The 23,951-nt window shown below is 73.6% G+C and carries 17 protein-coding genes and 1 pseudogene; 15 read left to right on the plus strand and 3 right to left on the minus strand.

The window, feature by feature from the left end; translation table 11 throughout:
• The first annotated feature begins 640 nt into the window (after positions 1 to 640).
• The gene (locus E4N63_RS31045; RefSeq protein WP_228429295.1) at positions 641 to 1,063 is read left to right on the plus strand and encodes a hypothetical protein; all 423 of its coding nucleotides are present in this window, start codon (positions 641 to 643) and stop codon (positions 1,061 to 1,063) included.
• Positions 1,064 to 1,160: 97 nt separating this feature from the next.
• On the opposite strand, the gene E4N63_RS12405 is transcribed toward E4N63_RS31045, so the two are convergent.
• The 3 genes from E4N63_RS12405 to sucC all read right to left on the minus strand — a co-directional run bounded on the left by E4N63_RS12405 (position 1,161) and on the right by sucC (position 4,957).
• A complete protein-coding gene (locus tag E4N63_RS12405) occupies positions 1,161 to 2,516 on the minus strand; it encodes a DUF6350 family protein (protein WP_230240669.1) in 1,356 nt (451 codons plus the stop codon).
• Positions 2,517 to 2,875: 359 nt separating this feature from the next.
• Positions 2,876 to 3,760 (minus strand): succinate--CoA ligase subunit alpha, encoded by an 885-nt coding sequence (gene sucD, locus E4N63_RS12410; protein ID WP_125626447.1) that lies wholly within the window; start codon positions 3,758 to 3,760, stop codon positions 2,876 to 2,878.
• Positions 3,761 to 3,781: 21 nt separating this feature from the next.
• Positions 3,782 to 4,957 (minus strand): ADP-forming succinate--CoA ligase subunit beta, encoded by a 1,176-nt coding sequence (sucC, locus tag E4N63_RS12415; protein WP_125626448.1) that lies wholly within the window; start codon positions 4,955 to 4,957, stop codon positions 3,782 to 3,784.
• Between the two features lie 993 nt (positions 4,958 to 5,950).
• On the opposite strand from sucC, the gene E4N63_RS12420 reads away from it, so the two are divergent.
• From E4N63_RS12420 to E4N63_RS12485, 14 genes and pseudogenes are all read left to right on the plus strand, one after another.
• Complete coding sequence (locus E4N63_RS12420) at positions 5,951 to 7,798, plus strand: phage tail sheath C-terminal domain-containing protein (protein WP_230240671.1); 1,848 nt, start codon at positions 5,951 to 5,953, stop codon at positions 7,796 to 7,798.
• A 7-nt stretch (positions 7,799 to 7,805) separates the two neighbouring features.
• Positions 7,806 to 8,330: a phage tail protein gene (locus E4N63_RS12425; protein WP_019710451.1), complete on the plus strand. Its 525-nt coding sequence runs from the start codon at positions 7,806 to 7,808 to the stop codon at positions 8,328 to 8,330.
• A 58-nt stretch (positions 8,331 to 8,388) separates the two neighbouring features.
• Positions 8,389 to 9,330, plus strand: coding sequence for a hypothetical protein (locus tag E4N63_RS12430; RefSeq protein WP_230240672.1), 942 nt, complete (start codon positions 8,389 to 8,391; stop codon positions 9,328 to 9,330).
• A gap of 408 nt (positions 9,331 to 9,738) precedes the next feature.
• Positions 9,739 to 10,050: a hypothetical protein gene (locus E4N63_RS12435; RefSeq protein WP_230240674.1), complete on the plus strand. Its 312-nt coding sequence runs from the start codon at positions 9,739 to 9,741 to the stop codon at positions 10,048 to 10,050.
• Between the two features lie 3 nt (positions 10,051 to 10,053).
• Positions 10,054 to 10,569: pseudogene (locus tag E4N63_RS12440) on the plus strand (DUF4255 domain-containing protein); the annotation flags it as partial.
• A 656-nt stretch (positions 10,570 to 11,225) separates the two neighbouring features.
• Positions 11,226 to 13,373, plus strand: coding sequence for an ATP-binding protein (locus E4N63_RS12445; protein WP_230240676.1), 2,148 nt, complete (start codon positions 11,226 to 11,228; stop codon positions 13,371 to 13,373).
• Positions 13,364 to 13,846: a hypothetical protein gene (locus E4N63_RS12450; RefSeq protein WP_230240678.1), complete on the plus strand. Its 483-nt coding sequence runs from the start codon at positions 13,364 to 13,366 to the stop codon at positions 13,844 to 13,846. Before E4N63_RS12445 ends, E4N63_RS12450 begins: the two co-directional genes overlap by 10 nt.
• Positions 13,843 to 16,248, plus strand: coding sequence for a DUF4157 domain-containing protein (locus E4N63_RS12455; protein WP_230240679.1), 2,406 nt, complete (start codon positions 13,843 to 13,845; stop codon positions 16,246 to 16,248). The genes E4N63_RS12450 and E4N63_RS12455 overlap by 4 nt, the downstream gene beginning before the upstream one ends.
• A 272-nt stretch (positions 16,249 to 16,520) precedes the next feature.
• The gene (locus E4N63_RS31050; protein WP_308188683.1) at positions 16,521 to 20,555 is read left to right on the plus strand and encodes an ADP-ribosyltransferase; all 4,035 of its coding nucleotides are present in this window, start codon (positions 16,521 to 16,523) and stop codon (positions 20,553 to 20,555) included.
• A 52-nt stretch (positions 20,556 to 20,607) separates the two neighbouring features.
• Positions 20,608 to 21,027 carry a hypothetical protein gene (locus E4N63_RS12465; RefSeq protein ID WP_125622505.1) on the plus strand — a complete coding sequence of 140 codons (420 nt, stop codon included), beginning with the start codon at positions 20,608 to 20,610 and terminating at the stop codon, positions 21,025 to 21,027.
• Positions 21,028 to 21,039: 12 nt separating this feature from the next.
• Complete coding sequence (locus E4N63_RS12470) at positions 21,040 to 21,762, plus strand: hypothetical protein (RefSeq protein ID WP_125622503.1); 723 nt, start codon at positions 21,040 to 21,042, stop codon at positions 21,760 to 21,762.
• Between the two features lie 4 nt (positions 21,763 to 21,766).
• Positions 21,767 to 22,195, plus strand: a complete 429-nt coding sequence (locus E4N63_RS12475) for a LysM peptidoglycan-binding domain-containing protein (RefSeq protein WP_230240680.1) — start codon at positions 21,767 to 21,769, stop codon at positions 22,193 to 22,195.
• Between the two features lie 43 nt (positions 22,196 to 22,238).
• Positions 22,239 to 23,330 carry a hypothetical protein gene (locus E4N63_RS12480; RefSeq protein ID WP_230242455.1) on the plus strand — a complete coding sequence of 364 codons (1,092 nt, stop codon included), beginning with the start codon at positions 22,239 to 22,241 and terminating at the stop codon, positions 23,328 to 23,330.
• Between the two features lie 61 nt (positions 23,331 to 23,391).
• Positions 23,392 to 23,931 carry a phage baseplate assembly protein V gene (locus tag E4N63_RS12485; RefSeq protein WP_125622499.1) on the plus strand — a complete coding sequence of 180 codons (540 nt, stop codon included), beginning with the start codon at positions 23,392 to 23,394 and terminating at the stop codon, positions 23,929 to 23,931.
• Positions 23,932 to 23,951 lie beyond the last annotated feature (20 nt).

Genomic DNA, 23,951 nt, shown 5'->3' on the forward strand with positions numbered 1-23,951 from the left:
GGCCGAATCCGCCGAAGCGGGCCCGCGGCCCGGACGACGACACGAGGGAAGACAACACTCCAGATGCCGGACCGACGCCTCCGCGCGACTCCCAGCCTCCCGCCGTTCCCCACCCGCTCCTGCGCGAACGCCCCCGGCATCGGCGTCCCCGGCCTCCGGCGGGCGGGACGGACGTGACGGACATGACGCGCGCGGCAGCGGCGGTGACGGCGGCGGACCGCGGGACACCGGGCGGGGCCCGGAGGGCGACAGTGACGGCGGAACGGCCGGAACGCCGGAGCCGGGCGCGGACCGCGGGAACGCGGGCGGTGACCGGGACGGCGGTGACCGGCCTTCCCGCGGCCGCGCCGGCGAGCCCGACAACCCCTTCGCACCGCCGCCGGAGGGCCGCCCCGACCAGGAGTGGCGGCCCCGCGGCGGGCGCGGCGAGGGCCGGGGCGGCGGCGAGGACGGCGGCCGGCGCCCCTCCTGGGGCAGCTCCCGGTGGAGCAGCCGCCAGCCGGGCCGCCAGAGCGGCGGTTTCGGCGGCGGACGCCAGGACGGGCCGGGCCGCTCCGAGGGCCCGGGCGGTCCCGGCGAACTGCGCTGGGACCCGACGGATCCGAATCAGCGGCGCGCCCGGTACGCGATGGTCGCGGGCATGTGGGGGTTCATCCTCGCCCTGTTCAGCCTGCCGGAGATCGCCCTGCTGCTGGGCTCCCTCGCCCTGTACTGGGGCATCAGCTCCCTGCGGGGCAGGGCACAGCGCCCGGAGAGTTCGCCGTCCCGTACCGCGACCGCCCGCCCGGAGGACGTGTCGGGCGCACCGGACACCGCCGCCGGACCTGCCAAGTCCCCGTCGCAGAACGGCGGTTACGGGGCCAGGTCGCAGAAGAGCGCGGCGGTCAGCGGCCTGGTCACGGGCAGCCTCGCCCTTGCCGTCGTGGCGACGACCTACACCTTCCAGATCGTCTACCGCGACTACTACACCTGTGTGGACGATGCCCTGACCCGCTCGTCCCAGCAGCAGTGCGAGGAACTCCTCCCCGAGCGCCTCCGCCCCCTCCTCGGCGTCCCGGACTGATCCCGGGCACCAGCCCCGTCCCGGGCCTGTCCCGGGCCTCCCGAGGAGGCCCTCGCGCCTTCCGCCGGCACGGCGGTCCGGCCGGAGTCCCGGCCCGTCAGGCCGTGGCGGTGACGGCGTCCGGGCCCGTGCCGCGCCACCGGCTCCTCCGCAGCCACCAGCCGTGGAGCACGAGTGCGGTGGGCAGCCCCAACGCGCCCGTCCAGGCGGCTGCGGCCGCTCCGGTCCTCCAGGCGTCGGGACCGAGCCGGGCCAGCGCGCCGGTGCCCAGGGTGCCACCCGACACCGCCGCGATCAGCGTCATCGCGAGCCCGCAGACCACTGCACCGTAGAGGGCGGTCAACGGTGTCTGCCACCAGGCGGGGACGGGCCGCCCCGCCGCCCGTGCCCGGTACGCGGCGAGGGCCGCGCGCCGGCCGAGGGCGATCCCCGCCGCCACGGGGATCGCGCCCGCGGCCCAGGTCAGCGGGGAACCGGGGCCCTCTGCCGGGAGCGCGGCGAGGAGGGGGAAGCGCGGCAGCTCCGGGTAGCCCGTGGTGGCGAGGGCGGTGACGGTGCTCCCGGCACCGGCCGTGAAGCCGGGCCCCAGTCCGTAGGCCGCGGCCCAGACGGCGGCGTTGGGCACCAGGGCCAGGCAGAGCAGCAGGACGGCGGCCCGGCCGGGCACCGTTCCGTCGAGGCCGAGCAGCGCGTCCCGCGCCTCGGCGCCGTGCACGGCCAGGGAGCCGGCCGTGAGCAGCGCACCGCCGCCGAGGAGCATTCCGACCGCCAGAGCCGCCGCCCGGGGCCCGGCCCCCGCCTCCGGATAGCCGAACGGGGCGCGCACGGCGCGCGGCAGCCGGTGCAGAGCGGCGCGCACGCCGGCGGGCAGCCGCCGCTCGGCCAGGCCGCCGGAGGCCCAGGTGCCGCAGAGCACCGTCACGGCGCAGACGGCACCGAGCCGGGGCAGCACCTCGGCGGGCACGGCCCGCAGCGGCCCCTCGTCGGCGTACAGGGCGGCGCCGAGTCCGATGAGGAGGTAGCCGGCGCAGAGCCAGCCGAGTGCGCCGAACGCGCTGTACGCGGGCGGGTGCGGGGGCTCCTCGCTCTCCGGCGCCCCGTCGCGTGCCGCGTCCCGGTCACCGGCCGCCCCTCGGGGTCCGGCGAACTCCGTCCGTGCGATGCGCGCCGCCAGGGCCGCCTCCGCGAGCGCCGCGGATTCCGCCGCCTCCGCCTGCTCCGCCTCCTCGGTGGCCCGCCGCGCCGAGCGGAACAGCAGCCACACCGGCAACAGCCCGACCAGCAGCGGCGGCAGTCCCACGGGCGCCGTACCGCCGTCCGCCCCGGTGGCGCGGAGGAGTTCCACGCCGTGGCCGAGGAGCCAGAGGGCGGCCGCGGTCCGCAGCGCGCCCTCGGGTCCGGTGCCGGCGTCGGCCGAGACGATCCAGTGGGCGAGCACCACCACGGCGGGCACGCCCACCCCAGCCCGGCCGCGACCACGCCGCCCGCCACCCCGGCTCCGGCGGTGCGGAGGCGCTCGCCGCCCGGACGGGCGGGGCGGCGGAGTGGTCGCGGGCGGAGAGGGGCAGCAGGCCGGGGTCGGCGATCGGTCGGCTCACACGGCCATGCTGCCAAGCGGCATCCGGTATATCCGGTTAGCCGCAAATATTCGTTGTGTCGTGTGAGCGTCCGGCCTGATCGGACGATCCCGGGCACGGGGCGCCCGCGGCGGTTCCGGACATGCCACGGGGCGCCGGCTCCCGCCCGGAGGGGGAACCGGCGCCCCGGTGAAGGCCGGCCGCGCGGCCGTACAGCCGTGCGGCGGGCCGGAGATCAGCCGGCGAGGGCGGCGCGCGCCAGGCGGGCCGTCTCGGACGGGGTCTTGCCGACCTTCACGCCCGCGGCCTCCAGGGCCTCCTTCTTCGCCTGCGCGGTGCCGGAGGAGCCCGACACGATCGCGCCGGCGTGGCCCATGGTCTTGCCCTCGGGCGCGGTGAACCCGGCGACGTAGCCGACGACCGGCTTGGTCACGTTCGCCTTGATGTACTCCGCGGCCCGCTCCTCGGCGTCGCCGCCGATCTCACCGATCATCACGATCAGGTCGGTGTCGGGGTCGGCCTCGAAGGCGGCCAGGGCGTCGATGTGCGTGGTGCCGATGACCGGGTCGCCACCGATGCCGACGGCCGAGGAGAACCCGAGGTCGCGCAGCTCGTACATCATCTGGTACGTCAGCGTGCCGGACTTCGAGACCAGGCCGATGCGGCCGGCGTTGGTGATGTCGGCCGGGATGATGCCGGCGTTCGACTGCCCGGGGGAGATGAGGCCCGGGCAGTTGGGGCCGACGATGCGGGTCTTGTGACCCCGGGCACCGGCGTGGGCCCAGAACGCGGCGGTGTCGTGCACCGCGATGCCCTCGGTGATGACGACGGCCAGGCCGATCTCGGCGTCGATCGCCTCGACGACCGCGTCCTTGGCGAACTTCGGCGGTACGAAGATGACCGTGACGTCCGCGCCGGTGGCCTCCATGGCCTCCTTGACGGAGCCGAAGACGGGCACCTCGGTGCCGTCGAAGTCGACCGTGGTGCCGGCCTTGCGCGGGTTCACGCCGCCGACGATGTTCGTACCCGAGGCAAGCATCCGCTTGGTGTGCTTCTGGCCCTCGGAGCCGGTCATCCCCTGGACGATGACCTTGCTTTCCTTGGTGAGGAAGATAGCCATGGTGTTGGTGACCCGTTCCCTTTACTTAGCAGCCAGCTCGGCGGCACGGTCGGCCGCACCGTCCATGGTGTCCACCTGCTGGACCAGCGGGTGGTTCGCGTCGGAGAGGATCTTGCGACCCAGCTCCGCGTTGTTGCCGTCGAGCCGCACGACCAGCGGCTTGTCGACCTCTTCGCCCTTGGACCTGAGCAGCTCCAGGGCCTGCACGATGCCGTTGGCGACCGCGTCGCAGGCGGTGATGCCGCCGAAGACGTTGACGAAGACGGACTTGACGGCCGGGTCGCCCAGGATGATCTCCAGACCGTTGGCCATCACCTCGGCGGAGGCGCCGCCGCCGATGTCGAGGAAGTTGGCGGGCTTGACGTTGTTGTGCGCCTCACCGGCGTACGCGACGACGTCCAGGGTGCTCATCACGAGACCGGCGCCGTTGCCGATGATGCCGACCTCGCCGTCGAGCTTGACGTAGTTGAGGCCCTTGGCCTTGGCGGCGGCCTCCAGCGGGTCGGCCGCGGCCTTGTCCTCCAGCGCCGCGTGGTCCGGCTGGCGGAAGTCGGCGTTGGCGTCCAGGGACACCTTGCCGTCCAGCGCCAGGACCTTGCCGTCGTCACCGGTCTTGGCCAGCGGGTTGACCTCGACGAGCAGGGCGTCCTCGGCGATGAACGCCTTCCACAGGGTCTGCAGGATCTCGGCGATCTGGTCCGCCACCTCGGCGGGGAACTTCGCCGCCTCGACGATCTCGCGGGCCTTCTGAGGGGTCACGCCCTCGTTGGCGTCCACCGGGACCTTGGCGAGGGCCTCGGGCTTGGTGGCCGCGACCTCCTCGATGTCCATGCCGCCCTCGACGGAGGCCATGGCCAGGAAGGTGCGGTTGGTGCGGTCCAGCAGGAAGGAGACGTAGTACTCCTCCTTGATCTCCGCGGTCTGGGCCAGCATCACCTTGTGGACCGTGTGGCCCTTGATGTCCATGCCCAGAATCTGGCCCGCCTTCTCGACCGCGTCGGCCGGGTCGGAGGCCAGCTTCACGCCGCCGGCCTTGCCGCGGCCACCGACCTTGACCTGCGCCTTGACGACCGCGCGGCCGCCGAGACGCTCGGTCACCTCGCGCGCCGCCTCAGGCGTGTCGATCACTTCACCGGCCAGCACCGGTACACCGTGCTTGGCGAAGAGGTCCCTCGCCTGATACTCGAACAGGTCCACGCGCGTCCGTCCCTTTGCGTCTCGATACCGCTGTCGTGGTGATTGCGGTGCGTTGTCTGCATGGGCGTGCCGCAGGGGCAGCGTGACGACGCGGTCACTGGGAGGCGCACACACTGGCCGGTACGCGGCATGTCCGTCCCGCAGGTTATCGCCGTCCGCGGGAGCGCCCTAAATCGCAGATCACATGTGCGCGGTGATTACAGTCACAGATCACGGGAGTGGCGGCGCGCCGTACCGGGGATATCCCCGGCATCGGTGACAGTGGCCTCGCCCGGGGCGGCTGCGCCGACCGGGCGGTGCCCGGCACCAGCGGTGGAGGCCGGTGCCGGGCGCCTCTCCCCGCTCCGGGCCTCACGCCTTCGCCTCCCTCCCTCCCTCTTCTCTCTCGCCTGCCCCGCCTATGCCGCCGGGTGCCCGGCCCGCCCCGGACCGGGCCCCACGGGCCCGTCGCGACCGGCGCCGCCGGAGGCTCCGGGGTGGGCGCCGCCGGCATCCGACGACCCCGCCGGCCTTCTCCCGCCGGGCCGTATACGGCTCTTTCAGCCCTTGTACAGATGCCGGTGGCCCCGCGACCCAAGGCCAAAGCGCCCATTTTTCGCCTTCCGGTACACAAACCGGCGCGCCGACACCCTCACCCTTTCGACTTAATCCGATTCCCGGAACATTGAATTCCGCCACGGCTTTGACCGCCCGTTCCCGTCCCGGCCCCGGAAAATGCCCTGATCCACTGCCGCGGCACGGCCGACGGAACGGTGCCATCCGCTTCACGGAAAGGCCGGAAACCGTCCTTGACCCTCACTTGACGGGGCACCCAGACTCCAAGTGGCACTCATGCACCAAGAGCCACAGGCAATTAACGCTTGGGCGCGCGGTACCGAAAATCGCGCGGGGTGTGCGTCGGGGGGACGGAGAACGTGCGCTTGCGTTCATGGACCGCACACAACTCCTTCATCCCTTCTTCTCATCTCTTGGTGCGCGAAGGGAATGGAGGGAATGCCGGTGCGAACGGCCCATCCCGGCGTATACATCGAGGAACTTCCCAGTAGCGTCCGCACCATCGGCGCGGTCACCACCTCGGTGACCGCCTTCGTCGGGCACACCCGCCGAGGGCCGCTCAACCAGCCGGTGCGGATCACCAGCTTCGCCGACTTCGAACGCCGCTTCGGGGGTCTCACCGCCCGCAGCGCGGTCGGCCACGCCGTCCACCAGTTCTTCGGCAACGGCGGCTCCGCCGCGGTGATCGTGCGCGTGGCCGCGTCCGGCTCCGGGGAGGAGGCCGAGGTCACGCTCGAGTCCACCGAGGACGGCAGCGCACGCCCGGTACTGCGGGTCACCGCCCGGGAGGCCGGCGTCTGGGGCTCCGGCCTGCGGGTGTCCGTCGACCACGACACCCGGCGCCCGGACGAGACCTTCAATCTGCGGGTCACCGACGCGAACGGCGAGGCCCGGGAGAGCCACACCGGTCTCTCCATGCACCCCGGCCACGGGCGTTACGTGGAGACCGTGGTGAACGAGGGCTCGGAGCTGGTGCGGGTCAGGGTCACCGGCGAGGGCCGGCCCGACCCCTCCGGCACGGTGTCGAAGCCGTTCGGGGCCGAACTGCCCGACCCGGCCGTCGAACTGACCGTCAAGATCGGCAAGACGGAGCGCAGCTTCACCCTGTACGACCCCGCGGTGGACGGCCCGGCCCCGGTGACCGTCACCGAACTCGCCCTGCTGCTGGAGCGGAAGCTGCGGGCGCTGCCCGACGCGCCCGGCAAGCGCGCCTTCGCCCGGGCCGAGGCCACGGCCTTCGGCGATCGGATCCAGGTCGTCGCCGGGTCCGCGGACCCCCGCGACACCGTCCGGTTCCTCGGCGAGTGCGCCAACGACCTGGGCCTGGAGGGCTCGGTCAACCCGCCCGTCTTCCCGCTCACCGGCGGCGCGGACGGCGATCCGCCCGGACCGCGGGACCTCATCGGCAGCGAGGACCTCAAGACGGGGCTGCACGCGCTGCGCGACGCCGACGACGTCAACCTGCTGTCCCTGCCCGAACTGGCGGCGTACGAGTCCACCGAGGACATGGTCACGGTGATCTCGGCGGCGGTGGCGCTCTGCGAGGAGCGGCGGATCTTCCTGCTGGCCGACGCCCCGGCGTCCTGGACCAGCGTGGACCGGGCGCGGGCCGGGCTGGCCGCGTTCGACCCCGTCCGCAGCGACTACGCGGCGCTGTACTTCCCGCAGGTGCGGCTGACCGACCCGCTCACCGGGCGGCTGCGCGCCTTCCCACCGTCCGGCGCCGTCGCCGGCGTCACCGCCCGTACGGACGGTGAGCGCGGGGTGTGGAAGGCGGCGGCGGGCACGGAGGCCCGGCTGGCCGGCGTGCGGTCGCTGACCGTGCGGATCACCGACCGGGAGAGCGGTCTTCTCAACCCGCTGGGCGTCAACTGCCTGCGCACCTTCCCGGTACTCGGCCCGCTGGTCTGGGGGGCCCGCACCCTGGAGGGCGCGGACGGCCTGGACAGCGACTGGAAGTACGTACCGGTGCGGCGGCTCGCCCTGCACATCGAGGAAAGCCTCCACCGCGGGCTGCAGTGGGTGGTCTTCGAGCCGAACAGCGAACAGCTCTGGCAGCAGATCCGGCTGGACGCCTCGTCGTTCCTGCACACCCTGTTCCGCCAGGGCGCGTTCAAGGGCCGCACCCCACGCGAGGCGTACTACGTGAAATGCGATGCGGACACCACCACCGAGCAGGACATCGCGCAGGGCGTGGTGAACGTCGTGGTGGGATTCGCGCCGGTCAGGCCCGCGGAGTTCGTGGTCGTCAAGATCCAGCAGATCGCCGGACAGTTCGAGATTTAGGAATCCGATGGCCGAGTTTCAGATCAACGCCCATCGCTTCGACCCGTACAAGAATTTCAAGTTCCTCGTTCTCTGGGGCGGGCGTACGGTCGCGGGCATCAGCAAAATCAGCCCGCTGAAGCGCACCACCGAAGTGGTCAAGCACCGCAATGGCGGCGACCCCAGCACTCCGCGCAAATCGCCCGGGCGTTCCGAATTCGAGGGTGTGACGCTCGAACGCGGTGTCACCCACGATCCGGAATTCGACCGCTGGGCCAACAAGGTCTGGCAGGTCGGGGCCGGGCTGGGTGCCGAGGTGTCGCTCGCCGACTTCCGCCGGGACATCGTGATCCAGGTCCTCAACGAGGCCGGGCAGGTGGCCGTCTCGCACAAGCTCTACCGGGCCTGGCCCAGCGAGTACCAGGTACTGGGCGAGCTGGACGCCAACGCCAACGCCGTCGCGATCCAGAGCCTCAAGCTGGAGTGCGAGGGCTGGGAGCGGGACTACGAGGTTCCGGAGCCGACGGAGCCGTCCTTCACCAACCCGGTCTGAGCGCCGGGCCCGCGTGATGGAGACGACGGCGCCGGCGGAATCCCCGCGGTCCGGGACGGTGCACCCGCCCGGGACCGCGGAGCTGCTGGCCGTGTGGGAGGCGGGGCTCGCGCAGCACGGCCCCGGGCGGGCCCTGCTGCTGCACCGCACGGCCCGCCCGGGGACCGGCACCGGCGAACTGCTGGCGATGCCGGTCGGCGAGCGGGAGACGGATCTGTTCGCGCTGCGGAGCGCGCTCTTCGGCGAGCGGATGGAGGTGCGGATCGAGTGCCGTGCCTGCGGTACGGCGATGGAGTTCGACCTCGACGCCGGGCGGTTGCCCGGTGAAACGCCCCGGCCCGGGGGCCCGTTGCGGGTCGCGGAGGACGGCTGGGTGGTCGAGTTCCGGCTGCCCACGGTCGCCGATCTCGCGGCGGTGGCCCGGGCGGCGGCGGATGGCCGGGCGGGGACGGACGGCGGAGCGGAGGCCGGGCCCGGGTCCCGTACCGGCTCCGGGCCGGGGCCGGATCCGGGTTCCGGTGGGGAGGGCGGCGCGGGTGGTGCCTCCGACGGTTCCACCGCTGCCCCCGGTTCCGCCGATTCCGCCGGCCCCGCCGCTGCCCCCGTTTCCGCCGATTCCGCCGGCCCCGCCGCGCAGGCCCGGCGGATGCTGCTGGCCCGCTGCACCGTCTCCGCGGTACGGAACGGCGAGCCGGTCCCCGGGGACCGGCTGCCCGACGCCCTGCCCGAGCGGGTACGGCGGCGGATCGCCGAGGCCGCCGAGTGCGCCGACCCGGCCGCCGAGGTGACGCTCCACGTCACCTGCCCCGAGTGCGGCGAGGCCACCCCGGCCGAGCTGGACATCGCCTCCCACCTCTGGACCGAACTCGACTCCTGGGCGCGGGACCTGCTGCTCGACGTCCACCTGCTCGCCACCGCCTACGGCTGGAGCGAGCCGGAGATCCTGGCGCTGAGTCCGCTGCGGCGCCGCTACTACCTGGAGCTGTGCGCAGATGGCTGACCCCGACTACTTCGACCGGCTGCTGGCCCGGCACACCCCCGTACGGGCGGTGACCGGCGCCGCCGCCCCGGCGCGGGTGCGGCCCCGGCTGCCCGGCCCGTTCGAGCGGGTCGAGTCGCTGCGTCCGGCGGGCCCCGGGCAGGACGAGGACGGATTCCTCTCCGCGCCCCCGCCCCCGGCCGCCCGCGGGGTGGTCGAGACGGTCCGGCGGGAGCGCGAGGTCCGGACCGACCGGCACACCGTCGTCCGCTCCGAGGTGCCCCGCGGCGAGCCCGGGCCGCCGGTCACCGCGCGGCCCGCGGCGCCGCTGCTGCGGCCCGCCGCGCCGCTCGCACCCGGTCCCCGCCCGGCGGGGCGGGAGGCTCCGCGGCGGGAACGGCGGGCCGCGGCCGCCGCGGCCGCCCCGGCGTGCCGGAACCCATGGTCGCGGCGGCCGCGCCCCACCCCGGGCGTGGTCGCCGCTCCCCGGCCGCCGTACCGCCGCGCCCGCGCGAGGCGGACACGGCCGCGGCCCGGGAAGCCGCCCGCTCCGGTGCCGGACGGCGCCGGGGACGGGGCGCGGAGCAGGTCGTGCACGTGGAGATCGGCCGGCTGGAGGTCAGCGCCGCGGGCGCGGCCCGTCCCGGCGAGCGGGCGGGCGGCGGTTCCGGCCGTACGGGCCGGCCCGCGCCGGCGCTGAGCCTGGAGGACTACCTGACGCGCGGCGGACGGAGGAGCTGAGGCATGAGCAACGCACTCGCCATCGCGACGGTCACCCAGGCGCTGGCCCACCTGATCGCGAACAACCTGACGCCGGAGTTCAACGAGGCGGTCCGCGTCGAGCCCCGCAAGCCCCCGGCCGAGCCGCCGCCCGACCCGCTCATCACGGTGTTCTGCTACCAGGTGACGCCGAACGCCTCGATGCGGGGCAACGACCTGCCGACCCGGGCCGCCGACGGCACCCTCGTCCAGCGGGCCGCGGCCGCGCTCGATCTGCACTATCTGATCAGCGCCTACGGGGAGGAGGCCGAGCTGGTCGGGCAGCGGCTCATCGGATGCGTGGTGCGCACGCTGCACGAGATCCCGGTGCTGCCGCGCGACGTGATCACGCAGGCCGCCGAGCGTCCGCATCTGGCGGGCAGCGATCTGGCCGACGCCGTGCAGAAGGTCCGCTTCACCCCGGCCCAGATGGACATCGACGAGACCTCCAAGCTCTGGGGAATGCTCCACCAGACGCCGTACTCGCTGTCGGTGGCCTACCAGGCGTCACTGGTGCTGATCGAGGGCCGTGAACTGCCCGTCCAGGCGCCGCCGGTGGAGCGGCACACGGTACGGGCGCTGCCCTTCGGCGCCCCGGGCGCCCCGGTGCCGCCGGGGGGCGGCACGGATCCGGCGGACGGCACGGCGTGGGCCGGGGACCCGGCGCGAGCCGGGGGCCGGGCGCCGGTCGGCGGTGGCGCGTCGCGCGCGGGGCGGAACCCCGTCGCGGCTGCGGCCTCTTCCCCGCCCGGCCCCGGACGGCGTCCGCCGCCGCGACGGCCTCCGCGGCCTCCGCTCCGGCGGCGGCCGGTGCCTCCGCCCGGCGGACCACGGCCCGGGCCGGCCGCCCCGGAGCCGTGTCACCGGCGGCACGGACCAGGCCCGAGGAGCCCGCGCCCGCCACCACGGCACCGGCGCGCAAGTCCCGTGTCACGGGCGCGTCCCCGGCCCCCGTGCCCGGCACGGGCCGCAGCACCGCCGCCGCGCCCACCGGCACAGCAGATGCCGGGGGACCGGCAGGCCCGGCGAGCCCGGCGGGCACGACCGTCAGGAACGACACCACCGGTCCCGGAAGCGGCGGCGCCGACGGCGCCCCCGGCGCGGCCGGCGAGCAGCGGGAGGGCTGAGGCGCGGTGGCGGGAACAGGCGAGGGCGGGATGGCGTCCGGCGGGATCGGGCCGGCCGCCGCGTCCGGGTACACGGACGGTCCGGCGCTGGCCGCTGCCGTGCGGTCGGTCCTGGCGCGCCTCGACGCCCACGCCGCCCGCGCCCGGACGTCCACCCGGCCGGAGACCGGCCGACCCGGCACCGCCGGCCCGGCCTCCCGGTCCGGCGCCCGAGCCCGTCCCCGGCGCGCGTCCGGAAGCGTCCGGGACGGAGCCCCACCCGGCTCCCGCCCACGCCGACGCCCGGGCCCGGGCACCGGACCGGCCCGGCCCGGGGAGCGGCCGCCCGCCGGCTCCGGACCGGGGACTCCGGAGCGGTCCGCGTCCGGCGGACCCGCCACCCTCGACACCCTCGTGGCCTGCTTCGGCCTCAGCTCCTTCGAACGCGATGTCCTGCTGCTCGCCGCGGCCGCCGAGCTGGAGCCGACCACCGCCTCCCGCTGCGCCGCCGCGAGCGGGGACCCCGAGCGCCCGTACCCGACGTTCTCCCTCGCCCTGGCCGCGCTGACCGAGCCGCACTGGAGCGCCCTCACCCCCGTGGCCCCGCTGCGCCGCTGGCGGCTGATCGAGCTGGACGACGAGACCCGGCTGACCACGTCCCGTCTCCGTCCGGACGAGCGCATCCTGCACTTCCTCCTCGGCTCGCCGTACCTGGACGCCCGGCTGCACGGCCTGCTGCGGCGGGTGCCGCTCCCGGCCGGCCTCCCGCCGTCGTACGAGGCCGCGGCGCGGCGGATCGCCACCGGCTGGGCGGAGTCCGGACCGGGTGTGCCGCCGCGCGTGGAGCTGGTCGGCGGCGACCGGCACACCCGGGAGGAGATCGCCGCGTCCGCCGCCCGCCGCAGCGGACTCGGGCTCTACACGATGGCCGCCGAGGACCTGCCGTCCGGTCCAGCCGAGCGCGACCGTCTCTCCCGGCTCTGGCAGCGCGAGGCGATCCTGCTGCCCGCCGCGCTGCTGCTGGAGAGCGGCGAGCTGGACCGCGAACAGGCCGCGGCGGCCGACGCGTTCATCGCGGGCGCCGCCGTGCCGCTGGTCGTCGCCAGTACGGACGCCCGGCCCGCCACGCACGCGACACGCGGCGAACGGATCACCGTCCCGGAGCTCGGCGACGAGGAGCAACTGCGGCTGTGGACCGAGGCGTTCAGCGGTGTGCCGGGGGTCGGCGAGGAACAGCTGCGGCAACTCGTCGCACAGTTCTCGCTGCCGCCGCACGTCGTGCGGTCGGCCGCGGCGACCGTGCGCCGCGGCCTCGCCGGCGGGGAGGCCGCCGCCTCCGGCGCGCAGGGGCTCGCCTGGGCGGCCGGGCTGACCGAGGCCCGGATGGGCCTGGACGAGCTGGGCCGCCGGATCGAACCGGAGGCCGGCTGGGACGATCTGGTGCTGCACGAGCGCCAGCTGCGCATCCTGCGGGAGATCGTGGCGCACGTACGGCAGCGCGGCACCGTCCACCAGGAGTGGGGCTTCGCGCGGACGCTGCGCAGGGGCCTCGGCGTCACCGCGCTCTTCGCGGGCGGCTCGGGCACCGGCAAGACCCTCGCGGCCGAGGTGATGGCCAAGGAGCTGGGCCTCGACCTCTTCGTCATCGACCTCTCGCAGGTGGTGTCGAAATACATCGGCGAGACCGAGAAGAACCTGCGCAAGGTGTTCGACGCGGCGGAGCGCGGCGGGGCCCTGCTGCTGTTCGACGAGGCCGACGCCCTGTTCGGCAAGCGCAGCGAGGTCAAGGACAGCCACGACCGGTACGCGAATCTGGAGGTCAGCTATCTGCTGATGCGGATGGAGGCCTACCGGGGCCTGGCGATCCTCACCACGAACATGAAGAAGGCCCTGGACACGGCCTTCATGCGGCGCATCCGCTTCGTCGTCGACTTCCCGTTCCCGGGAGAGAGCGAACGGGCCGAGATCTGGCGCCGGGTGCTCCCCGCGCAGGCGCCGGTCAAGGACCTCGAACCGGAGCGGCTGGCGCAGCTCACCGTGACGGGCGGCTCCATCCGCAACATCGCGCTGGCGGGCGCCTTCCTCGCGGCGGAGGAGGGCGAGTCGCTCCGGATGCGGCACATGCTGGCCGCCGCCCGCACCGAGTACCTGAAGCTGGAACGCTCCCTGACGCCCTCGGAGGTCCGCGGATGGATCTGAACGGGACACGTCGGAACGAGACGGGACGGAACGCGGCGGGGCGGACGACGGGGGCGCCGCACGACGGGGCGCCGCGCGGCGGGATGCCACCGGAGGGGGCACTGCGGGACGGGACACCGCCGTCCGCCGGGCCGGAGCGGACGCGGCCGCCCCGGGAGGTCCGGGTCGAGATCGGCGAACTGGTGCTCGACGGCTTCGACGCCCGTATCGACACCGACCGGGTGACGGCCGCCTTCCGCGCCGAACTCACCCGGCTCGTACGGGAACAGGGCGTGCCCCTGGCGGCTGGCGGCCGGGACCTGGCGGTGGAGACCCTGGCCGGGCTGCCGCCGCTGCCGCGCACCGCCTCACCCGCCCGGCTGGGCGAGGCCCTGGCGCGCGCGGTGCACGCGGGGCTGTCGGGGGACGGCGCGCCGGACGCACCCGGCGGCCCGGGGCGGCGGCCGGACGCCACGGGACGGGGGCGCACATGAGTTCGCACGCCTCACAGGACTCCAGCGCGGAGGCGGCGCGGAACGCCAAGCGCCGCAAGCGCACGGAGCGTTCGGCGAAGAACACCGCGCCGGAGCCCAAGGACATCGTCAGCGGTGCCGGGCAGCCGCTCGACCTGAGCGTGCGCCGGGAGCTGGAGGAGCGGCTCGGCCACGACTTCAGCCGCGTACGCCTGCACACCGACCGGGACGCGGACGTCCTCACCGGACTGATGGGCGCGGACGCGGTCGCCGTCGGCCAGGACATCTTCTTCCGGGAGGGCGCCTACCACCCGGGCACGGCGGAGGGGCAGCGCCTCCTCGCCCACGAGCTGCTGCACACCGTGCAGAACCCGGACGGCCTCGGCGCCCTGCGCGCCGGCCGCGACCTGGGCGCGGTGAGCCTGCCGGAGCAGACGGTCGAACGCGAGGCGGAGTCGGCGGCGCGGGCCGCGATGGGCGCCTCCGTGCGGGCGGCGGCCGATGCCGACACCGGCGCGGTCACGGGCACCGGCACGACGGCCGGGGTGGAGCCGGGCCGGGCCACCCCCGGCTGGCTCCGCTACGCCACCGTCGACGCCGACCGGCGCCGCATGGAACTCATCGACCCGGCGACGCTGACGGACCGGGTGGCGAACGGCCTTCTCCGCTCACTGCGCGGCGACCCGGCGGACCGCTCCAAGCGCGTACGGCTGCAACTGGCGCAGATGTCGGACAACCTGCGGGACGCCGTCCTGGACCGGCTCGAACGGCGTCTGCTCAGCCCGGAGTTCGACCGGATCGCCGAGCTGGTGGAGGAGACCGCGGAGAGCGGCCCGCTCGAGCGGGGCGCGCTGGACGCACCCGAGGCCGTCCCCGACCCCGCCGAGCTGCTCGCGGACGATCGGGAGCGCGAACGGGAACGGGCGGAAACCGAACGGGAGAACGGTCACCGTACGGAGCCGCCGGAGGAGGAGCGGCAGACCCCGGACGGGACACCCGTCAACCGCGACGGGGAGACCGCCGGGCCCGAGGACGGCACCGGGACGCCGCACGAGGAGACGGACCCGGGCGGGGAGACGGAGCGGCCGCCGGAGGAGCCCCGGGAGGAGGAGCGGCCCGAGCCGCCCGTCCGGCAGCCCCGGCAGCCGGAGCAGCCGCGTCCGGAGCCATGGCGCCCGCGGCCGGCCCCGGCCGGGAGCGGGAGTGGCGGTGCCCGCTCCGGCGGCGGCACGGCGGGCCGGCCGTCCGGGGGCGGCACGTCCACGGGTGGCAGCCGGGCTCCGTCCCCGTCCGCGAGCGCGCCGTCGCAGGCCCGCCCGTCCGGCGGCGGTGGCGGTGCCGCCGAGGAAGGCGGCGGGCAGGCCGGGCTGAGCGGTGCCCGCGCGCCGTCCAAGGAGGAGTCCGCCGCGAAGAACCGGCCGGGAGCCGTCGAACCGCTCGTCGCCGGACAGCAGGTGCCCCAGCGGGACAAGAAGGAGCAGGACGGGCGGGAGCCCGGCACGGAGTCCGCCGAGCAGGCGACGACGGAAGAACAGCCGGAGAACCTCAGCCGCCTGGACGGCATGCGGTTCCAGGACCGCGCGGGCGGCCCCGCGCCCCGTGCGGAGGAGGAGCCCGCCCGCGCCCCGGACGCCGCGGAGACAGCGGAACCCGGCCCCCTGGAGGACCCGGACAGCGCCTGGAACACCGAGCTCAAGCCGGAGGACTTCCTCCCCGCCACCGACCTCGATGTCTCCGGGGTGCCCACGGCCGACCAGCTCGTGCCGGGGCAGACCGGGACGCCGCCGGCGCCCTCCTTCCCCGATCCGCCGCCGACCAGGGCCGAGGAGGTCCGGAAACGGCGCGAGGAGGAGGACGCGGCCGAGGCGGAGGCCGAGGAGCGGGCCGCGGCCCCGGTGACCGAGGGCACGGAGGACGCGGCGGCCGACGGCGCCGGCGGCCGGGGGCGCGGGGGCGAGTCCGGCCCGCCCGGAGGCCCCGGCGGTTTCTCGGCCGCCGTCACGGCGCCGTCCCGGGACCGGGAGTCGGAGCGCTCCGGCGGGGTCGAACCCCTGGCCGTGCGGACCGCGGCGGAGACGGAGCGGGAGCACGAGGCCGCCCGGACCGCCGGGGAGCAGCAGGAGAAGGACACCGCCGGAGCGGGCGCTGCCGGTGCCGGAACGGTCACGGCGGAGGCGCCGGCCGACAGCCCCGGAGTCGGAGGCCCCGGCTCGCCGAACGCGGCGACGCAGCGGACGGGCCCGCAGTCGGCGGCGGCGCGGCCTCCACGCCCCCGCCGCCCGCACCGGCGGTGGACACCTCGGACGCGTCACGGCAGAACAGCGGCGCCCCACCCCGGGCCGGAGCCCCGGTCCCCGCCCGGCGGGACGCCCGAACCGTCCCCGGCGCCTCGCCGGACCGGGACGCCCCGGCACGGGCGGTAGCGGCGGAACGGGCGGCACGGACGCCACGGGCGGCGGCCCGGACGGCGGGGGCGCCGCCTCGGCACCCGTCCGGCAGGAGTCCCCGGCCCGTGCCCCGGCGGCGCCCGCACGGTCCGGGTCCGCGCCGTCGTCCGGCGGCAGGGCCGGCCGTACCCGCGGCGGTGGCGGCGGTACGCGCAGCGCCGGGGGGTGGTGGCGGGGGCGGTGGCGCACGGCCCGCGGGCGGCGGCGCGGGCCCCCGGCAGGAGGCGGCCGCGCCGAACCTCTCCGGGGTGAGCCCGGAGGCCGGACTGGCCACGGCGGCGAAGCTCAAGCCGCACCGGGCACTCGAGGCGCTGGGCGGCGTCAGCCAGGCCGTCGACCAGACCGTCGGCGACGAGCACAAGACCCTGCAGTCCGCACCGCCCACGATGGAACGGCCCGCGGGCGCGCCGCAGACCCTGCGGGGCAAACCGGCGACGTCCGCCCCGGGGCAGTACTCCGGCGACCCGGCCGCCAAGGTGGACGCCCCCGAGGAGAAGAAGGCGAAGGTCGAGGGCGACAAGACCCCGGAGGGCGAGATCCCGGGCGCCGACATCCCGGAGCCGAGCCCGGTGGACCTGGGCCTGGCGGCGGGCGCCAAGTTCGTCGCGGGCGCCGTCAACACGGTCGGCGGCTGGTTCGGCGCGGACGGCGACATCATCGACACCGACGCCCTCGTCGGCAAGATCATGGGGATGCCCACCGAGGACGAGATGCTCAAGAACGCCACGGTGGGCACACCGGACGGCGTCGACCTCCAGGGCGAGACCGGCGGACGGGCCGGCGAACAGGACGGCGAACTCGACAGCAAGGGCCGGCAGCTCCACTCCTCCGGCCGGGAGGACTCCGAACGCCCGCTCGGCGAGGACCAGATCTACCCGGACGTGCCCCGGGAGAAGCTGACCGCCAAGGTGCCCGGCGGCAAGGGCGGAGGCGGCGGCACGGGCCCCGGGGCGGGCACCGGCGCCATCCCGCCGGAGGCCGTCTCAGCGGTGGCGGAGCACGAGCGCGGCCCGCAGCTGCAGAGCGCGTTCGCGGACGGCCGGCAGGACATCTCCGCCAAGCGCCGCACCAAGGACGAGGACTTCCGCTCCTCCCGGGACGACCACCGGCGGAAAGTCCGGACCGAGATCGACACCAACTCCCGCACGCAGGCCGACGAGCGCCGGAAGACGAAGACCGAGGTGGCCGAGTCCCGCGCCCGCTGGCGCGAGGAGCAGGACGGCGAACTCGACGGTCTCGGCACCAAGAAGAGCGCCAGACTCACGAAGATCCGCCAGGACGTCAAGGACAAGGAGGAGAAGACCGACAAGGACGTCGGCGAACGGCAGGACAAGGACGAGAAGGAGATCGGGAAGAAGCAGGAGAAGGCCGAGGACGACGCCGAGAAGAAGCGGGACGACGCCAAGAACGACTCCGGCAACTGGATCTCCAAGGCGTTCGACTGGATCCGGGAGCAGTTCGTCAAGCTCCGGGACGCCATCGTCGGCTTCTTCCGGGCGGCCCGCGACGCCGTCCGCAATCTGATCAAGGACTTCAAGGGCACGGTCCTCCGCTGGATCGAGGAGGCCCGGAAGTGGATCGTCGAGAAGTTCCGCGAGTTCGTCGACGCGCTGATCGAGCTCGGCAAGGCCCTGCTCACCGCCCTGATCGAGATCGCCACCCGGATCCGCGACCTCATCATCCGCATCCGGGACGCGGCCATCGCCCTCGTCAACGAACTGGCGCGCAAGCTGCGGCAGATGGTCACCGACCTGCTGAACGCGCTCGGCCGCCTGCTGAACGGCATCCTCGAAGCCCTGCGCAAGGGGCTGGAGACGGCGGTGAAGGCCGTCATGACCGCGGTCAAGGGCATCATGGACTTCGCCCTGGGCCTGCTCAACGCCCTGGGCGAGTGGGCGATGATCGCGGCCGACATCATCACCGACCCGGGCGGCTGGCTGAGCAACGCCAAGGCCTCGGCGGAGGACGGCGCGAAGAACCACCTGTTCCGCGAGGTCACCTCGGCGATCAAGGAATGGTTCAACGCGAAGATCCAGGAGATCCTGGGTCTGCCGACGGCGATCTTCCAGGCCCTGCTCAACGGCGGCATCACCGTCCAGCAGATGGTCAAGGAGGCATGGGAGGCGGCGCTTCCCCAACTCCCCATCATCATCGGCGAGATCGTCGTCACGAAGGTCATCGCCAAACTGATCCCGGGCGCCGGATGGGTGCTCGCCATCATCGACGCGCTGAAGGCGGCGTGGGGCGCGCTGAGCGAGATTCTCAACGCCCTGGGCGCCTTCATGAACTTCCTGAAGGCGGTCAAGGGCGGCGGCGCGGGCCTCCTCTTCGCCAAGGCGGTGGCGTCCGGCGTCGTCGCCCTCCTCGAACTCGCCTACGAGTTCCTGCTCAGCGGCATCGGCAAGTACGTCAGCAAGGTCGGCGACAAGTTCAAGGGCATCGCGGCCAACCTGAAGAAGGGCCCCAAGGGCGAGAAGCCCGGCGGCAAGGACCAGACGGGCCCGAAGGACCAGGACCGCCCGAGGGAACCCGCGACGACGGCCGCACCACGCCCGGCCGGCGCGGACCGGCCGGCGGGCACGGACCGCCCGGCCACCGGCGACCGGCCGACGGGCACGGACCGCGACCGCCCCTCCGGTACGGACCGCGACCGCCCGGCCCGTCCCGGCGACCGCCGCCCCACCCCGGACCGGAACCGCCCGGCGGGCACCACCCGCCCAACAGCCCCGGGCCGCCCGCCCGCCCGCCCGGGCCAGGACCGCCCAGCACGCCCGACGAGGCCCGCCCCACCCCGGACGGCCCGGGCGGCCACCCCGCCCGCAGCGCCCGGACACCCCGACCCGCCCGCGCGCCCGGGCCCCGACCGCCCCGGCGACCGCCGCCCCGACAACACTCGCCCGGACTCCCGCCGCCCGGACGACCGGGACCGCGACAGGGACCGCCGCCCCGACGACCGCACCCCGGACTCCCGCCGCCCCGACCGCGACCGGGACACAGACAGGACTCGGGACCGCGACCGTCCGCGCCGCCCCGCATCGGACCGCCGCGACGATCGCGACAGGCGGCAGGAGGAACGCCGGAAGCAGCGCGACGACCGCCGTAAGAAGGAGAGCTCCGAGGAATCGAAGCAGGATCGCCTGAAAAGGATCGTTGCCCGTATCAGGCCGAAGCTTGACGGAATCCTGGGGAGGGGTGTTCCGCAACCGGTGCTGCGAGGCGCACTCGCCACCATGCGGGCTTGGTACCGGCTCACGGGCCTTGAGATATCCAGCGATGCGGAGCAGTTCGGTTTCACGGCATCCCTGAATCCGTCACTCAAATTTGGCGAAGCCTACTGGGACAAATTCAGTCGGGTGGCAGCAGATGGCATCCGCCGATTCACCGAAAACGCAGACCGCACAAGGCAGTTCTCCGAATCGGAGCAAAATGTCAATGCCGAGCGGTACGGGGAAGCAGAGTTGGGTCACCATATGCGTGACCTTCCACGAGACCAGAGAAGGGCTGCCCTCGAATATTCGGAGTACGGATGGGTTTACAATGAAATCCTCCGCGCCGTTGACGATCCGGAAGAATTGCTGGAAAGTTGGCGCGATCCGGTAATGTATCCCGGCCCACGGGTCACGCTGCAACGGATCCTGGGTACCACTGGTACGGGGCGGCACGGACGCTACACCCCGGAAGACATCGCCGCAGCACTGAGCCGTCCTGGCTTGGTGGATGTCGACGAGGGAAAACTCAGGGGGATCCTGGACGTTGGATCCCCGGGTGACACCCCGGAGCAGGTCCGGAGCAAACAGCTTCGCACGATCGCACGCTGGATGAAGAAATACGCAAGCCCCCGGGAACGTCTCACCCTCTCATTCGGTGGCACCTATCCGACCCCCGAGGATTTCCTCGAACGCAACGTCCTCATCGATGAGGCCACAAGATCCCATCGGCTACCCGAAGGACTGGAAGTGCACCGGTCGTTGCGGAACGTCAACTTCATGGAGGGATACAGCCCATTGGGCCTGGACCGGCTCATCGGCACGACCCAGCGCGAACCGGGCTTCATGTCGACCTCGGTAGGAGGCGAATCGACTTTCGCCAGCCAACCGTTCAGATTGCGGATCAACGTACCGGAAGGTTCCCCGGCTCTCTGGCTGGGCAGGACCAGCAAGTACCCTCACCAACGGGAACTTCTACTTCCCAGCAATACGGAGTACCGGATCCTCGATGTTATTCCGCACGGCCGGAACGGGCCATGGACCATCATCGCCGAGGTTGTGAGTCCCATGCCCTAGACCACCGTGTGGCCGCGCCATAAGTAACGCTGTACCAATCCGAGGAGCAGAGATGCCCAGCCATCCGGCAGAACCACCCATGGGACGGCCCACCGAATTCGGTGATCTGAGCCCGTTCACGCTGGAACGCCACGAGTACTTGAGCGTGACCAAGAATCCCGTGCGCTGTCTGCCGGTCACGCTCCACGGCCAACTGGTCGGATACCTATGGGCGTCCGAATCCGATACGGAGGACGCAGCCGCCTTCTACGCCCGGCGCGGAACAGGAGCCGCTGGTTTCAATGCCGGCGGTGTTTGGCGCGGCCGGCTGAAACTGTCGAAAGAGAAAGGAATGTCGCCGCTGACGGCTGTCCGTGAATGGGTGGGAAAGCCTGAGCACCCAACGGGCGGTGCGATTTCCGCGGGTTCCCGGGAACAGACGCTGCCGAACTCGCAAGCGGTTCAGGAACTGGCCGGCCGACGCCCGCAATAACAGGAGGCGAACATGACCCGCTACGCGGACATTCCCAAGCCCATCCGTTCCGGCATCGTCATCGTCGACCCCGAGCGCGGCACCCCGCAGCGCATCATCGTGCTGCAGTTCAACCCCGACAGCCTGGAGCGCTCCATCGCGCCGCAGGCCGCCGGAGGAACCGGTGATGCCGGCGGCGGAGGCAGTGGAGGGGATCGCAACGAGGCCCTCCGCCTCAAGGGGCCGGCGGAGGAGACCTGGAAGTTCACCGCCGAGATCGACGCGACCGACCAGTTCGAGATCGCGGCGCCGGACGGCATTCACCCGCAGCTCGCCACGCTGGAAATGCTGGTGCAGCCGACCACCGCACAACTGCGGGAGAACGCGCGCCTGTCGAAGAAGGGCACCATCGAGATCAGTCCGATCGAGATGCCGCTGACCCTCTTCACCTGGGGCAGCAAGCGCGTGATGCCCGTCCGGCTGACGGAACTCTCCGTCACCGAGTCGGCGTTCGACATCAATCTCAATCCGATACGGGCCGCGCTCAGCATCGGGATGAAGGTGCTCACGGTCAGCGATCTGCCGGCCGGGCACCGCGGGGCCGAGCTCTATCTCGCGCATCTGGCGCAGAAGGAGCGGCTGGCCGGGACCGTCCGGTCCGGTTCGCTCGGTTCCCTCGGCCTCACCGGGGCCGACATCGGCATGGGGGCGCGGACGGCCGGTACCCGCGCGGGCAGTGGTCCGGGGAGGGCGTGACACCATGATCGAGCCGTACGACAGCGCACTGGACGCGATCCCCGGATCGCATCCCTATCCGCGCGGCAGCCGGTACCACGATGCCGGGATCGGGACGTACTGCTTCCCCGACGGCACCGAAGTCCGGTACACCAAGCGCCGGTTACTCCCCCCGCTTCCCGAGGACGACCGCAGCGGCACCGGCGCACCCGGCGACGGCGACACCGCCACCCACACCGTCAGCGCCGGCGAACGCCCCGACCAGCTCGCCCAGCGCTACTTCGGCGATCCGGGCCAGTGGTGGCGGATCGCCGACGCCAACCCCGTCCTCGATCCCCGCGAGCTGACCGCCGAGCCGGGGCAGGAGATCGCGATCCCGCTGCCCGGCGCCTTCACCACCCCGGGAAGCGGCGCTCCCGGAAGCGGCTCGGCGGGAGGCGGCGGTCGTGGCTGACGAAGATCCGGTCGGCGGCGGCCCGGTCCATCTCACCCTGCACATGGGGCCGAAGCTGGTCCGCCCGGTGCCGTACGAGGTGTCGGAGGCCCTGCTCTCCGTGCAGATCACCAGTACGGCGGGCGAACGCAGCGGTTTCCAGATCGCGTTCGACCTCACCAAGCGCGGCGCGATCAGCCGGCGGCTGCTTCCCGACGGTTACTTCGACCCGCGCACCCGGGTCATCGTCACCGCCTCGGTGCGCGGCACCCCGCGGGTCCTGCTCGACGGGCTGATCGTCCGGCAGGAGGTCGGGGCCAGCAACCAGTTGGGGCAGACGACCCTCACCGTCACCGGCGAGGACCTGAGCCTCCTCATGGACCTGGAGGAGCGCACCGAGCGCTACCCCAACCTTGCGCCCTCGGCCCGCGCCGCCCGCATCCTGCGCGGCTACGAGGACTACGGCATCCAGCCGTACGTCGTCCGGGAGCAGATCGAGCAGCCGCCGCGCGCCCAGCTCCGCGTCGAGTACCAGACCGGCACCGATCTGGCGTACCTCAACGAACTGGCCCAGGCCAACGGTTACGTCTTCTCTCTCGAACCCGGTCCGGCACCCGGCTACTCCACGGCCTACTTCGGCCCGCAGAAGCGGGTCGGTCAGCGGCAGCACGCGCTCAACGTCAACATGGACGTCAACTCCACGGTGGACCAGCTCACCTTCGCCTATGACGGCACCGCCCGCGAGGAGCCGCAGGCGCGGGTGCTGGACCCGGTGACCCGGCGGGCGCCGCTGCTCCCCCAGCCCGACATCAGCCCGCTGCGCCCGCCGCTGGGCCGGCGGCCCAGTCCGGCGCTGAAGCGCCGCAAGCTGACCGGCACCGCCAAGTTCAGCCCGGAGCAGGCCCGCGCCGAGACCCTGGCGCGCGCCGCGACCTCCGCCGACGCGGTGTCCGGCTCGGGGCAGCTCGACGTCAACCGGCACGGCTACATCCTCCGGCCGCGGGAGCTGGTCGGGGTGCGGGGCGCCGGGGTGACGTACGACGGCGACTACTACGTCACCAGCGTGACCCACAACCTCCGGCCCGGCTCGTACCAGCAGAACTTCACGCTCTCGCGGGAGGGGCTGGTCGCGCTGAGCGACACCGTCCGACCGTGAACGTGCCCGGCGACAGGGCAGCCACAGACACGGCAGCCACAGACATCTGGAGAAGCACACGATGGCGCCAGCAGCAGGACCAGGACCCGCCAACCGCTACCTCGGCAAGTTCCGCGGCCGCGTGGTGGACAACGACGATCCGTTGCGGATCGGCCGGATCACGGCGCTCGTGCCGGACGTGCTCGGGGACGAGCCGTCCACCTGGGCCATGCCCTGCTTCCCGTTCACCGGCGAGCAGGCCGGGCAGTACGTCGTCCCGGCCGAAGGGGCAGGGGTGTGGATCGAGTTCGAGCAGGGCGACGCGAGTTTTCCGATCTGGACGGGCTGCTGGTACGGCGACGCGGGCGAGCTGCCGCGGGACGCACAGGCCGCGGCGCGCACAGGCGCCGAACCGGTCGTCATCGAGAACCGGAGCCACCACAGGATCGTGCTCCACGACTCCCCGGACGGCGGGATTCTGCTGCAGGCGCCGGGCGGCGCGTTCGTCCGGATCAGCAACGCCGGGGTGCAGATCAACAGCGGTGCGGGGACCTCGATCGTCCTCGACGGCGATCAGGTGGACGTCAACGAGGGCCGGCTGACCGTGCCCAAGAAGAGCTAGCACAGGAACGGGGAGAGACG

Origin of the sequence: Streptomyces sp. MNU89, assembly GCF_020982505.1 — a bacterium.
Classification (GTDB): Bacteria; Actinomycetota; Actinomycetes; order Streptomycetales; family Streptomycetaceae; genus Streptomyces; species Streptomyces xinghaiensis.